This is a genomic window from Paenibacillus sp. D51F (genome assembly GCF_053345695.1).
Genome location: NZ_JBKFAO010000021.1, coordinates 24,095 through 37,578, shown reverse-complemented (window position 1 = coordinate 37,578; position 13,484 = coordinate 24,095). Strand labels below are relative to the sequence as shown.

The window sequence follows — 13,484 nt, the reverse complement described above, 5'->3', positions numbered from 1 at the left end:
TTTCAGTTGCGTCAATTAACCTGACATACATTTGGAATCAAGGCTGGTTTGTATCGGTTTTCATTGTGCATGATGCACGAACACGAGGCGGAAATGGTGCCGGGCGCTGCGCTTCGACTTGTCTCGCGTAACATGAATGTCACCTTTTCATCAGGCTGGCCGATCCTCCCCATGTCCTGCCTTTCCGCAATCAAAAAAAGACCCGAGCCTCCGAAACGGAGATTCTAGTCTTCTGTCCTATGGAAAATGCTGTACCTATGGCAACTGCGTGCTCCGGTCCGCCGCCGGCTTGCGATTCAGCCATGCCTCGCGGATCGTCTCCAGATCCTCGGGAGTATCGGCATCGTACAGGCTGCTTTCCGCCACATCCCCGAGGATTTCACCCCTGAAGCCCGCGCCGGCGAACAGCTGCCGCGCCCCGCGGTCTCCTTCCAGCCTGGCCAGCGCGGAGAACATGGAGCCGCGCATGATCGCGGGCGGCATCGGAACGCCCTGCAGGCCGCATGCGGCCCAGTCGAGCTCCGGATTGCCAAGCAGGGCATCCGCCAGCCTGGCCAGCAGTCCGGCGTCGACGAGCGGCTGATCGCCGAGAGCGACCAGAACCGCATCGGGCGGCTCGCCGCAAGCACCGTCATTGGCCGCCGCCAGGCCGCAGCGCAAGGAATGTGCCATGCCCAGCGAGGCATCGCGGCAGGCCACGATCTCCACCGCCGCATTGCCAGCCGCTTCGCCGCGCCCAACCGGCAGCCAGGAGCAGTCGTCGTCCTCCCGCACGACGACAAGCAGGCGCTGCAGTCCCGCATCCGTCATCGTCCGAACCGCAGAAGAACCGAGCGGCGTTCCATCCGGCAACAGCTGCCGCAGCTTCGGGGCTCCCATCCGGCGGCTGAAGCCCGCAGCCAGGCAGATTCCCGTTATTCTCAGCGGACGGTTCATCCCAAGGGTTTCCCTTTCTTCCGCATCTTCTCCCGCTGTCATCCTATCCTTCCGGGCCGAACCGGGCAGGCGAAGCCGGCTTCTCCTCCGGCTGAGCCAAGCGCAGCCGCCTCTCTGTCTCGAGGAAGAGGGACAAGCGAATGCCGCGGACGAATGGAGGCCCTTGCTGCCGGCTTCGCATCCCGCGCGGCCAGCCGCCGCACGGCGATCAGCTCGGCAACGACGCTGACCGCGATTTCCTCCGGACCGTCCGCTCCGATGTCGAGACCGACCGGCGCGTAGACGGGAGCTGCGGGCAGAAGGCCGTCAAGCAGCGCCGCCACCCGCTTGCGCGAGCCCAGAATCCCGATATATCGCAGCGGGCAGGGAGCGAGCAGCTCCAGCATCGCCCGATCCCGCTGAAGCTGATGGCTGCAGATGAACACATAATCGGCAGGACAGACGTTCAGCTTCCGCAGGATGGAATCCGCCGTTCCGAGCGCCAGCTGCGCTTCCGGAAACCGCTCCGCCGTGCAGAGCTCTTCCCGCCAGTCGGCCACGGCAATGCGAAACCCGGCCGCTTCGGCCAGCCGCGCAACCGGAAGCGCATCGGCTCCGGCTCCGAAGATGATCAGGCGCGGGCGGGCATGAATCGGAAAAGAATAGATTCCAGCTCCATCGCTCTCGACTCTAACGCCGGAAAAGCTCGAAGCTTCAAGCAGCCGGTATTCGATCATCCGCCCTTCCGGCTCAAGCACCCGCTCCAAATGCACGGCCGTCTCGCCGCTATGGGCCGCAGCCCTCCGGATGCAAGCGGCCAGCTCCCCTTCCACTCTTTCCAGGAGGACGGTCACCGTTCCGCCGCAGCCGATCGCCTCGCCCCACATCAAGTCGTCGGGCGATTCCATTTCGTACAGCACCCTTTCCCAAGCCGCTTCGGGGGGCGATGAGCCCATGTCCAGCAAAGCCTCGGCCCGCGCCTCAAGATCGGCCTCCAGGCAGCCGGGGCTGAGGCTGCCGCGCTTCCAGCCCCCTCGGCCCAGCAGCATGCAGGCTCCCGGCTTGCGGTAGGAATGTCCCCTTGCCTCCACAATCGTCGCCAGGACGGCCGGACGCTCGCCATCCCAGGAAGAAAACACCACATGCGCATCCATGAGCATCCCTCCTCTTAGTCCTCCCCGACAACCATTCCATGCGGAACGTTCGCGGTTATCCCTTTCGGCCCTCTCCCTATTTCCTTCCGGCCGATCGCAGCGCCGCAGCCGGCTCCTCTCCTTTCGCCGACATGCCGCGCAGCTGGAAAGCCAGCTTCAGCCGCAGCAGATCGTCCGTCTTCTTGAGATCGACCTCAAGCAGCTCGCTGATCTTATCCATCCGGTAGGAAGCCGTGTTCCGGTGAATGTAGAGCTTCTTGGCCGTCTCGCTCAGCTGGCCGTCGTTGTCGAGGTAAACCTCCAGCGTCCGCAGCATTTCCTGCCTGTATTCCGGTTCTTTGCGCAGCAATCCGCCCAGCACCCGGTCGCAATAGGCCGTCATCCGCTCTTTCGGGCAATGCTCGAACAGATAGGCGAGCTCCAGCCTCCGGTAGGGCACGACGGGATCCGGCACTCCCCATTCGGCGGCAAGCCGCAGCGTCTCCTTGAGCTCCATCCATGCCGAAGCAAGCGACTGCTCCCCGCTCCTGCGTCCGCCTATGGCCACTCTCGCGACGCAGCCGGTCGACTTGCGCAGATTGCCGGAGCATGCCCCGAGATGCTCCGCCAGCTCATCGGCTCCGGCTCCAACGGGAAACAGCGACAGGACGCCCTCTTCCATATCCAGATGAAGGGCTCCCAATGCCGACAGGACGGGATGGCTCCCGTATTCCTGGCGGATCCTCTCCATTCTGGCGCTGCGACCGGCAGCGTCGGAAGTTCCGCCCGGCGAGGTCAGAACCGGGATGTACGCTCCTTTCAACACGGGATTGCCGAAGCTCTCTCCGTAGGCGGCGAGCTCGGCGGGAGGCAAAACGCCCGCTAGACAGGCTCGGATCTGGTCCTCGTACTGCCTGCTGCGGTTGTCCGCGGATTGAATTCGCGCTTCCATCTGATAGGCGATCAGCTCCGCCGCCTGATGGAACAGTCCTTCTTCAAGCGTCGTGAAGAGAGGCTCGCCCGTGACAAAGCAGGCGTATCCCGCCGGCTTCGCCCCGCTGAGGAGAGGCACGCGATAGCATTGCCAGCCTTCCCCTTTCACCCAGGGATGCCGCCCCGTCCATGGCCATGCCCGCAGAAGGCTTTCTTCCGGCACGCCGCTGTTGTTGAACAGAGCTCTGCCTTCCCCGCTGACGACCGCGAGAGGATAGCCGACAACTCCGCTGATTTCCTCGAACAGCTGGAGAATGGGATCGCTTTGGAGGGCGAAGCGCATGAGACGCTTCTGCTTTTCCATCGCCGCCTGAAGAGCTTTCGTGCTTCGCTGCATTTCGGCCCTGTAAAGCCCGTTCATTTGATCGGAGAAAGTGAATTCGTACGGAAGCTGAATGAGGGGAAAGCCAAGCTTGTCGGCCATGAGGATAAGCGCGGGCGGAATCTGCTCCCAGAATCGGCCCAGCTTGATGCCGAGTCCGGAAGAGCCTCTGCGGTTCAGCTGCTCCAGCAGCCCCGCTCCGCCTTGAGGGTCGTCCTTGATCAGATAGCCTGTCGTGAACAGCATCTCGCCGTCCTTGATCCAGTCCCAGATATCCGGGGCGTCCATGACATTGACGGATTTGACGATGCGGTTTTTCCCGGCTGCTCCCGCAACGAGCTTTCCTTCTGAAAGGGGATATACGGACAGCGCATCTTCGACGGTCAAATGCATTCGGATTCCTCCTCGCGCTGGCTTGATTCGCTCTTTGTGTTAGGTTATCTATCATTATATGTTGAGATCATCCATCCAACAATCCTTTTTTATTTGCCCTTCCGTATCCCCCCTTTTATATCTGACATCTAATTTACATGTGAGCGGCCAGCTTTCCTTTTGGCTTTTTCCTCTTTGACTTTTTCCTCTTTGACTTTTTTCCTTTATGGCTTTTTTCCTTTCAACTTTCTTTACCTTTCGCTTTTCTTCCCGTTTCCCTTTTGGTTCTCTTTCGGTTCCCTTTCCATTGAACTCCAGGCTTCGCTTCACGAAAATCCGCTATAACCGCAGAGCATGGCCAGCTATAGCTTATAAGCCTTAGTCTATAACCGAGCAATCGTGTTATGTTTCGTTTAAGGCAAGATCACGACCGCCGCACATTTATTTTCGGGAGGATACGGAATGAACGCGATCAGCAGCAGCTTGGGCTATCCCAACATCGGGAACAAGCGTGAATGGAAGCAAGCGCTGGAGGCATTTTGGGCCGGCAAAATCGAAGAGGGTGAATTTCTCTCCCGCATGGAAGAAATCCGGATCGGCCGCTTGCGCCGCCAATCGGAGGCAGGAATCGGTCTCGTGCCGGTAGGCGACTTCACTTTCTACGACCGGGTGCTCGACACGTCAGCCATGTTCGGCCTTATTCCAGCACGCTTCGGCTATCAAGACGGCCCTGTGACGAACGATCTGTATTTTGCCATGGCTCGCGGCAGAAAAGACGCTACCGCTTGCGAGATGACAAAGTGGTTCAATACAAACTATCACTATATCGTTCCCGAGCTTCAGCATGCAGAAGCCAAGCTTGTGCGCAACTACCCGCTGGAGGCTTATCTCGAAGCGAAGGAAAAGCTCGGCCTGCAAGCCAAGCCGGTGCTGATCGGTCCCTTCACTTTCCTCAAGCTGTCCAAAGGCTACACGGCCGGCGAGTTCGACAGCTGGATCGCCAAGCTGGTCCCTCTCTACGGCCGCGTGCTCGCGGAGCTTCGCGATGCCGGCGCCGAATGGGTGCAGATCGACGAGCCGTCCGTCACGGGCGAGCTGGATGCGGCGGATTGGAAGCGGCTGGAGAGCATCTACGCCGAGCTCGCCGCCGCCGCTCCGGAGCTGAAGCTGATGCTTCAGACCTATTTCGATGCGCCTGCCGACTATGCCGCGCTTACCGCGCTTCCGGTCGCCGGCATCGGCCTTGACTTCGTCCATGACCGCGGCGTCAACCTGCAAGCTCTCCTCTCCGGCGGATATCCTTCCGGACGCGTACTCGGAGCGGGCATCATCGACGGTCGCGGCATCTGGAGAACCGATCTGACCAAGGCTCTGGCGCTCGTGGAGAAGATCGCTTCCGTCGTCCCTTCCGATCGTCTCCATATCCAGCCGTCGTGCAGCCTGCTGCATGTGCCCGTCAGCCTCAGCGGTGAAACCGGCCTTCCGGCAGGTCTGCGGGGAGCTCTCGCCGGCGCGGATGAAAAGCTGGAGGAGCTGACGCTTCTGACTGCTGCAGCTGCCGTCGGCTCCGCCGGGCTTGGCAACCCGCAGCTTGCCGGCGCAGAGCGCATCCGGGACGGCCTGGCGGCCAACCGCGCGGCGCTTGAAGCTCTCGAAACCCTGCCTGAGCGCCATAACGCCGCTGTGCGCGAAGAAGCGAAGCGGCTTGCAGCGGCACGCACATTCCGTTCCAGCAGCTTCTCCAACCGCCGGCCGGTCCAGCAGAAGAAATGGCAGCTGCCCTTCCTGCCGACGACGACGATCGGCAGCTTCCCGCAGACGGCCGAAGTCCGTTCCGCCCGGGCGCGCTGGCGCAAAGGCGAGCTGCCTGATGCCGCCTATGAGGCCTTCATCCGCGAAGAAATCGCCAAGTGGATCTCTGTGCAGGAGAATATCGGCATCGACGTGCTCGTTCACGGCGAATTCGAACGTACGGACATGGTCGAATTTTTCGGCGAGAAGCTGGAAGGCTTCGCTTTCACCCGCAATGGGTGGGTCCAATCCTACGGCTCCCGCTGCGTGAAGCCGCCCGTCATTTACGGCGATGTCCGACTGACGAAGCCGATGACGGTCAAGGAAACCGTCTATGCCCAATCTCTGACGAGCCATCCGGTCAAAGGCATGCTTACGGGTCCGGTCACGATCCTCAATTGGTCGTTTGTCCGCCACGACTTGCCGCGCACGGAGGTTGCCTTCCAGATCGCCCTGGCGCTGCGCAAGGAAGTCGAAGCTCTGGAAGCGGCAGGCATCGGCATGATCCAGGTGGATGAGCCCGCCCTGCGCGAAGGCCTCCCTCTGAAGAAAAGCCTTTGGCCCGAAGAGCTCGAAGCGGCCGTGGACGCTTTCCGTCTCGTCACGACGGGAGTCCAGGACGAAACTCAGATCCATACGCATATGTGCTACTGCGAATTCTCGGATATCATCGACACGATCCGCGATCTGGACGCCGACGTCATCTCGATCGAAACGTCGCGCTCGCATGGCGAGCTCATCCACAGCTTCGAGGAGAACACGTACGGCAAGGGAATCGGACTCGGCGTCTACGACATCCATAGCCCGCGGGTTCCTTCCACGGAAGAGATGATCGCCATGATCGAGCGCTCGCTCCGCAACCTTGATCCGGAGCTGTTCTGGATCAATCCGGATTGCGGCCTCAAAACACGGGGACGCGAGGAAACGGAAGCATCGCTCGCCCATATGGTGGCCGCCGCGCGGGAAGTTCGCGCTCGCCGCTCCGCAGCGCAACAGTAATAATCTCCCATTTTTGGTTGGGCGTACATGCTTCCGCTCCAAATAAAGAGGCTCTTTTCCATTCTCCGGCAGGAGAGAAGGAATAGAGCCTCTTTTTTGTTCTCAAATCGAATAAGTTAAAATCGCTAATTCAAAAATAAATTTTACGAATGTTGATATAAATAGTGCAAATTTCCCGATTTCTTTCCGATATAAGAGTTAATTAGGTCAATGGACTCTTACATATACAGGAGAGGGAGTTTGCTATGAGCATTACCAGCACGTATGACAAAGCCACGCATCGAATCCAAAGCAATCTGGAAACGCTGATCCGCCAGTATTTCATTGATGAATCGACCAACACGCTTCTCCCCATCCGGTCCTACACCGAGCTGAGCAGCGAAACCAAACGCCTGTACAAACCACTCACCAAAGGCGCTCTCGCCCGCCTGGCCGGGGTTCGTCCCAATGTCATCACCGAGATCTGCCATCTGCAGCGCGGAACGCTCAACATCTACCATCTCAGTTCCATCGCGGAAGCGCTTAAGATCAAGGATATCAATGAAATCATCGAACTGAAATGACTGTCCCCGCCCCCCAAAAAAAGCTCCAAGCCATTGCTCGCAATCGGCTTGGAGCTTTTTTTGGTTCGTCCAGCCATGTACAGCCGCAGCCTCTGGAGCTTCTGCAGCTTGCTTCTTCCGACAGTTGTACTTGTCCTTTGACGACTACCTGCCCCGCTTGAAGCATCTCCCGCTTCGCTGCCACTAGAGCATCAAGCAATGAAGACGGTTCCGGCGAGCTGGCCGCATTCTTGCACAAAAAAAAGCTGCCCCCAAGCTCATGCGCTTGGAGGCAGCTGCAAGACCGGCTCGGTCCGTTTAGAAATTAAAGGTAAAGTCCTCATCGCGAAGCGGCTCCACGTTGAGGGTCCGCACATAGCCGTTGCCCTTCTTGGAGAAGAAGTCATGCTGCTTCGTGCGGGTGCTGATGCCGTTGAACACGATCGGATTGACATCCTCTTCCTCGAAGAGCGGCTCGAGGCCGAGGTTCATCATCGCTTTGTTGGCGTTGTAGCGGACAAACGTCTTGACCTCATCCTGAAGTCCGATGCCGCTGTACAGCTCATCCGTGTACCGGTCCTCGTTCTCATGCAGCGTCGTCAGGAGAGTCCGCAGCTCCTGCAGCGTCTCTGCCTGCTCCTGCTCGCTGAGGGAGGCATGGACCTCCTGAGCCAGCACGCCGACGTAGAGGCCGTGGATGCTCTCGTCGCGCAGAATCAGATCGATGATCTCGCCGCTGCTCGTCATCTTGCCTTGACCGGCCAGATAGAGAGGATAGAAGAAGCCGCTGTAGAACAGATAGCTCTCCAGCAGGACCGATGCCGACATAGCCATGTACAGCGAGCGAGGCGAGTCGATGTTGCGGTAATATGCCGAGATGATCGAGGCTTTCTTCTGAAGCAAAGGATGCTTCTCCACCCATTTGAATACCGCATCGATCTCTTCCGTGGAAGCCAGCGTCGTGAAGATGCTGCTGTAGGACTTCGCATGGATCTGCTCCATCATGCCCATGAATCCGAGCACCGCCTTGCGCTGCAGGCCGTCGACATGCTCCACGAGGCTCGGCATGCCGACTCCTCCCTGAACGGTATCGAGCAGGGTGAGGCCTCCGAGCACCTTCATGTAGGTGTCTCTCTCCTGGTCGTTCAGGTACATCCAGCTCATCTTGTCATCGGAGAGCGGGATCTCCTCGTCGGTCCAGAACTGCATGAGGTTCTGGCTCCAGAAGGTAGCGGTGTAGTCGTCGTCCGGACGGTTCCAGTTGACGGCGCGCAGCGGAGCGGAAGCGGCGGCTTCCGTGTTCAGGCTAGAGGCAGAAGGCGTATCCTGCGTAGCGAGATCGATCGGTTTCATGGGGTTTCCTCCTTGTATATCGCGGCTCGGCGGCCTTAAGTAACGAGAGCCGCATCAATGCGGCTCTCGGAGATGGTCATGGAAAGATCAAACGGCGCAGCTGACGCACTCTTCCACCCCAAGACGGTTCGTGCGGGTATAGTAGAGCGACTTGAGCCCTTTGTGCGCCGCGTACAGGTAGTAGCGGGCGAGCTCGCGCGTCGTCACGCTGCTGTTGACGTGAAGCACGGCGGAGATGCCTTGGTCGATATGCTCCTGAATCTCCGCAATCAGATCGATGACCTTGAACTGATCCATCGCATAAGCGGATTTGTAATAGAAGAAATTATCCAGCGACAGGAACGGCATCGGGTAGTAGGTCGTCGAGTTCGCATAGGTGCGGGTCTCGATCGGCTCTACGATCGGCATGACGCTGGAAGTCGCATTCTGCACGTACGAGATGCTCTGCGTCGGCGCGATCGCCAGACGGTAAGCATGGTATAGGCCTTGGCGGGCTACCTTCTCCTTGAGCTCCGCCCAGTCTTCCGGTGACGGGATAGCCATTCCCTCGAACAGTTCCTTGACGCGGGCAGTTGTCGGACGGTAATCGGTAGCCAGGTACCGATCGAAGTAAGTGCCCTTCGCATATTCGGAACGATCGTAGTCGCGGAAGCGCTCGTTCTTCTCCGCGGCGATGTCGGAGCTCTTCTCGATGGAATAGAAATTCATCATCATGAAGAACGTGCGGACGAAATCTTTGGCTTCCGGGCTTTCGTAGGCGATCTTGTTCTTTGCCAGATAGCCGTGGAGGTTCATCGCGCCGAGGCCGACGGAGTGCATCTCTTCATTGGCCTTCACGACGCCCGGCGCATTGGATACGCGGGTCATGTCGCTGACGGAAGTCAGGCCGGCGATTCCCTCGTGGACCGTTTCGCGGATTTTGCGGTGCTGCATCACGTTGGCGATGTTCATCGAAGCCAGGTTGCAGCTGATGTCGCGGCGAATCGTGTCCGCTTCGCCGAAGTCGCCGATCTCGGACGTCTCCTGCAGCTGGTAGATCTCCGTGCACAGGTTGGACATCTTGATGGAGCCGATATCCTTCAGGGCATGGTTACGGTTCGCGTTGCTCTTGTTCATAATGTACGGATAGCCGGATTCCAGCTGGATCGTGGCGATCTTCACGAGCATGTCGCGGGCGCTCATGACCAGCTTCTTTTTGACGGCCGGGTTGGCCATCAGCTCGTCATACATCTCATCCATGTCCAGATCGTCCAGATGGGATCCGTAAGCCTTGAAGACTGAATACGGGGCGAAAGCATGCAGCGGCTTGTTCTCTTCGGCCAGCTTATAGAACTTGTTCGGCACGATCAGGCCGATCGACAGCGTCTTCAAGCGGGTTTTCTCGTCCGCGTTGATCTTCTTGCTGTCGAGGAATTCCATGATGTCCCATCCGAAGATGTTGTAGTAGGCCGCTCCCGAGCCTTTGCGCTGGCCCATCTGATCGGCATAGGAGAAGGCATCCTCCATCAGCTTGAGCACCGGCATGATGCCCTTCGCTGCGCCTTCCACGCCTTTGATCGGCTCGCCGCGCCCACGCAGCTTGGACAGGTTGACGGCGACGCCGCCGCCGATCTTCGACAGCTGCATGCAGGTCGAGAGGTTGTAGTTGATGGAGTTCAAGGAATCGTCCATCTCCAGCAGGAAGCAGCTGACCATCTCGCCGCGGCGGCTCTTGCCGGCGTTGAGGAAGGTCGGAGTCGCCGGCTGCAGACGCTGCTCCATCATGGAAACCGCCAGCGACTTGGCCAGCTCCGCGTCGCCTCGGCCCAGATGCAGAGCCGTGACCGCTACCCGGTCCGGATAATGCTCCAGGAACTGCGAGCGGTCGTTGCTGCGCATCGCGTAGTCCGTGTAGAACTTGGAGGCCGCCATATAGGAAGGGAATTCGAACTCCAGGCTGTGAGCCAGCTCGAATACGGCAACCGCCTCTTCTTCCGTATAATGGTTGTACAGATTTTCGTAATAGTCGTTCGCGATCAGATAATCGATCTTGTCCTTATGGCTTGCGAAGGCTGGGCTCTTCGCTCGCGCTTCCTCCATGAATGCCGCCACGGCCTCGCGATCCTTCTCCAACTTGAAGAATCCGTCCGCTCCGCGCTTCATAATCTCGTTGTTCAGCTCAATATGCCTCAAGGGGCTGCACCTCCCGCATGAATTGTTCGACGTCCCGCGTCGTGCCCGAAAGCTCGAATTTGCAAATGACCGGCACCTCGTATTGCTCGGACAGCATATCCGCGCTGCCCGCGAAGTTGGGTCCCCAGTTGCGGTTGCCGCTGGCCGACACGCCTCGAAGGTAGGAACCGCTGCGCTGCAGGAACGCATCCACGGCAGGCGGCACCTGGCCGAAGCCGGTCGTATAGGTCACGAGGACGAACGGCTCCTCCAAGGTTGTGGAATCGTCGATTTTCACGGCCGGGAATCCCAGCTTGCTGACGAATCTCTTCACATTGCCGGTACGCGAGGCGTAAGCGATCAGCATGGCGGTTCACTCCTTCGAAAAAATGTATGGCAACTAGATGTTGTGTCCGGAACCGGAACGGGTACAGAGAGCCCGCTCTGCCGATTACTGTCGAAAAGACAATAAAAAGGACCTGCTTGGAGTTCGTTGCTCTTGTTGCCGCTCCATCAGGCTGTGTCCGGTTGGTATGGTCATGTTGTCTGATCCTGTCTGTGTCTGGCTGCGGGTGTTGCCTCCCGCAAGCAAATCGCTCGGCCCGGACTCCCGATCGGGGCGGCGGCAGAAACGCTGCCGATGGCCCTCTCCGCAGCATCGCCCGGGGTGGCCGGGCCGTCTCCGGAGTCTCCGGAAGAAGCATATATTGGGTCTTGACAGCTTGTCCGCTTCATGCTTCAAACTGCTATATGTAGGTCTAGGTGTTAAATTTAACACCATATATTGTGGCTGTCAAGCCGTTGACACGTATATACCCTTATGCCTGCAAGTTGAAAACACCATCCCGGAAATGGACTTATTCACAGCTGTTGATAAGAACCGAAAGAGCCCGGGGAGAGTCTCCCGGGCTCTTGTTCAGGTAATTATCCACAAGATTCTGCACGCTTAGACAGGAAGATCGGGCTTGTCGGACGCAGAATTTTTTTTGCTTTCTCCCCGCCATTTTCGAACTCGCGAGCTCTTGGCCACCCGGCTTGCCAGAAAGACGATGCCGAGAATGCCGAGAAAGATAAAATACGACAAAATCAGCACTCGAAGATCCGCATCGGGAAAAATCAGCGAAGAGCTGATGATGCCGAACATCCATATATGGGATAGGTTTCCGACGAGGGACGACCACAGATAGGGTCCGAATTTGACCGGGGCGACGGCAGACATGAACGAGATCAGGTTGTTCGGCATGACGGGAATCGTACGAAGCAGGATGACGAGCCAGGCGCCGTATTGGTCCAGGCTGCCCTGCCACCGCTCGTAGCGGTCCATCCGCGCCTGAAAGCGCCGCTGGACCTTGCCGTAGAAGAAATAGCGGAACAGCAAGTACACGACGAGCGCGGAAACCGTGCCGGCGGCCCAGCTGGCCGCGAGTCCTCCTGCAATGCCCAGGATAGAGATATGCAGCATGATGATCGTGGCAAAGGGAAAGACGCCGAACAGCCCTTGAATAATAGCTAAAGGGATCGTCAGAAGCAGTATATATGGCCCATCCAGGCCGCTGGCCGTGACCAGGGCGTCTATCCACCCGTTCAATCGATCGAACATGCTCTCACCGCTTCTTTATCGAATTAAGGGGTCCTTTAATATAGTACTTAACATTTTACGTTATGACACGTGCAAAAACAAAGACATCCTTTGGAAACATGGCCGTCTGAAGGCCGTTTTCCATGGCATTCCATGATTGCGTTTCCATCCCTGGAGCGATGCCGACATCGGAAAGGGACGCGGAACAGCCGGGCCCGACATCTCCATTATAAGCGCAAATGGCTCCACCCCGCTCTGCAGCATTTCGTCAAGCCGCTTGAGGACTCGCCCTCCGGGATCAGGAGCTCTGGAAGACGAAGCGGTTCTTCGTTGACGCTGCCCGTCGAGGCCGAGGAGATTTCCGGGTCGGAGAAGAAAAAAAGACAAGAATCGGGAAAGCTTCCGCATCCTTGTCTTTTTTCGATCTGTGCCCCGCCGCCAATTGGTGCGCGCCGGCGGTCGAATTCACCTCAAGTCCTTCAGGTTCCTCTCCATCGGAATTCCGGTTAACCGAGCGCCAGCTCCGCTTCGATATCCGTCTCCATATCCATCGGCTCGACCGTAGACTCGAACCGCTTCACGACCTGGCCGCCGCGGCCGATCAGAAACTTCGTGAAGTTCCACTTGATGGAGTCCCCGTCCATGAAATGCGGGAATTTCTCCTCGATGAGGGCGTTCAAAAGCTTGGCTGGCGGATGGGTCTCATCGAAGCCGTCGAACGGCTTGGCCGAAGTCAGGTACTGGAACAGCGGATGCACGTCCGCATCGCGGACATTCACCTTGTTGAACATCGGGAAAGATACCCCGTAGCGCAGCGTGCAGAAGGCTTGGACCTGCTCATTCGAGCCCGGCTCCTGGTCGGCGAACTGGTTGCACGGAAAGCCCAGGATGACCAGCCCCTGATCCTTGTAGCGGTCGTACAGCCTCTGAAGATCCTGGTATTGGTATGTGAATCCGCATTCGCTGGCGGTATTCACGATCAGCAGCACCTTGCCCCGGTATTCTTCCAGCGAAACTTCCTTCCCCATCATGGATACGGCCGAATAATCGTACACACTCATCTTCTGTTTCCCCCAAGCTGCTGTATTCCCCCACGATCCCTTCCTGTTTTTCGACATGAACAGGGAAATCGCTGAGGCAGCGAGGTTATTCTTTTCGCGAATAGAGAAAAAGGCAACAAGCCGTCCAGCCATCCGGACTCCGGAAGGCTGGGCGGCGCTGCATGTTTATCAAGGATGGCTCAAAGCCGCTTAGGCGGCTGTCAGCGTGGCCAGATTCGAAACTTGGCCCTTTTGCTCGTCGGTCAAATGATCATAGGCAGCTCGTGCGATTTC

The 13,484-nt window shown here is 58.3% G+C and carries 10 protein-coding genes; 2 read left to right on the top strand and 8 right to left on the bottom strand.

Features of this window, described 5'->3' with window-relative positions; translation table 11 throughout:
- Positions 1-255: 255 nt before the first annotated feature.
- The 3 genes from ACLBWT_RS22485 to ACLBWT_RS22475 form a co-directional block, all read right to left on the bottom strand.
- The gene (locus ACLBWT_RS22485) at positions 256-978 is read right to left on the bottom strand and encodes a nucleotidyltransferase family protein (RefSeq protein ID WP_447665307.1); all 723 of its coding nucleotides are present in this window, start codon (positions 976-978) and stop codon (positions 256-258) included.
- Complete coding sequence (locus ACLBWT_RS22480) at positions 975-2,069, bottom strand: XdhC family protein (RefSeq protein WP_447665306.1); 1,095 nt, start codon at positions 2,067-2,069, stop codon at positions 975-977. Before ACLBWT_RS22480 ends, ACLBWT_RS22485 begins: the two co-directional genes overlap by 4 nt.
- Positions 2,070-2,145: 76 nt before the next feature.
- Positions 2,146-3,756, bottom strand: coding sequence for a PucR family transcriptional regulator (locus ACLBWT_RS22475; RefSeq protein WP_447665305.1), 1,611 nt, complete (start codon positions 3,754-3,756; stop codon positions 2,146-2,148).
- A 441-nt stretch (positions 3,757-4,197) separates the two neighbouring features.
- Here ACLBWT_RS22475 and metE point away from each other — a divergent pair, with 441 nt between their 5' ends.
- Positions 4,198-6,525: a 5-methyltetrahydropteroyltriglutamate--homocysteine S-methyltransferase gene (gene metE, locus ACLBWT_RS22470; protein ID WP_447665304.1), complete on the top strand. Its 2,328-nt coding sequence runs from the start codon at positions 4,198-4,200 to the stop codon at positions 6,523-6,525.
- 245 nt (positions 6,526-6,770) lie between these two features.
- The gene (locus ACLBWT_RS22465; protein WP_021880059.1) at positions 6,771-7,088 is read left to right on the top strand and encodes a hypothetical protein; all 318 of its coding nucleotides are present in this window, start codon (positions 6,771-6,773) and stop codon (positions 7,086-7,088) included.
- A gap of 297 nt (positions 7,089-7,385) precedes the next feature.
- Here the strand turns inward: ACLBWT_RS22465 and nrdF are convergent, their stop codons facing one another.
- The 5 genes from nrdF to ACLBWT_RS22440 form a co-directional block, all read right to left on the bottom strand.
- A complete protein-coding gene (gene nrdF / locus ACLBWT_RS22460; RefSeq protein ID WP_447665326.1) occupies positions 7,386-8,342 on the bottom strand; it encodes a class 1b ribonucleoside-diphosphate reductase subunit beta in 957 nt (318 codons plus the stop codon).
- A gap of 165 nt (positions 8,343-8,507) precedes the next feature.
- Entirely contained in the window at positions 8,508-10,592 is a 2,085-nt protein-coding gene (gene nrdE, locus ACLBWT_RS22455; protein ID WP_447665303.1) for a class 1b ribonucleoside-diphosphate reductase subunit alpha, read from the bottom strand.
- A complete protein-coding gene (nrdI, locus tag ACLBWT_RS22450; RefSeq protein WP_447665302.1) occupies positions 10,579-10,938 on the bottom strand; it encodes a class Ib ribonucleoside-diphosphate reductase assembly flavoprotein NrdI in 360 nt (119 codons plus the stop codon). The genes nrdE and nrdI overlap by 14 nt, the downstream gene beginning before the upstream one ends.
- Before the next feature lie 579 nt (positions 10,939-11,517).
- Positions 11,518-12,171: a TVP38/TMEM64 family protein gene (locus tag ACLBWT_RS22445; protein ID WP_447665301.1), complete on the bottom strand. Its 654-nt coding sequence runs from the start codon at positions 12,169-12,171 to the stop codon at positions 11,518-11,520.
- 485 nt (positions 12,172-12,656) lie between these two features.
- Entirely contained in the window at positions 12,657-13,211 is a 555-nt protein-coding gene (locus tag ACLBWT_RS22440; protein ID WP_447665300.1) for a glutathione peroxidase, read from the bottom strand.
- Positions 13,212-13,484 lie beyond the last annotated feature (273 nt).

What these genes read in the sequence shown, in the direction of transcription:
- metE (WP_447665304.1), top strand. Translation starts at nt 4,198, where the DNA reads ATGAACGCGATCAGCAGCAGCTTGGGCTATCCCAACATCGGGAACAAG.
- ACLBWT_RS22445 (WP_447665301.1), bottom strand. Translation starts at nt 12,171, where the DNA reads ATGTTCGATCGATTGAACGGGTGGATAGACGCCCTGGTCACGGCCAGC.
- ACLBWT_RS22475 (WP_447665305.1), bottom strand. Translation starts at nt 3,756, where the DNA reads ATGCATTTGACCGTCGAAGATGCGCTGTCCGTATATCCCCTTTCAGAA.
- ACLBWT_RS22480 (WP_447665306.1), bottom strand. Translation starts at nt 2,069, where the DNA reads ATGGATGCGCATGTGGTGTTTTCTTCCTGGGATGGCGAGCGTCCGGCC.
- nrdI (WP_447665302.1), bottom strand. Translation starts at nt 10,938, where the DNA reads ATGCTGATCGCTTACGCCTCGCGTACCGGCAATGTGAAGAGATTCGTC.
- ACLBWT_RS22440 (WP_447665300.1), bottom strand. Translation starts at nt 13,211, where the DNA reads ATGAGTGTGTACGATTATTCGGCCGTATCCATGATGGGGAAGGAAGTT.
- ACLBWT_RS22485 (WP_447665307.1), bottom strand. Translation starts at nt 978, where the DNA reads ATGACAGCGGGAGAAGATGCGGAAGAAAGGGAAACCCTTGGGATGAAC.
- ACLBWT_RS22465 (WP_021880059.1), top strand. Translation starts at nt 6,771, where the DNA reads ATGAGCATTACCAGCACGTATGACAAAGCCACGCATCGAATCCAAAGC.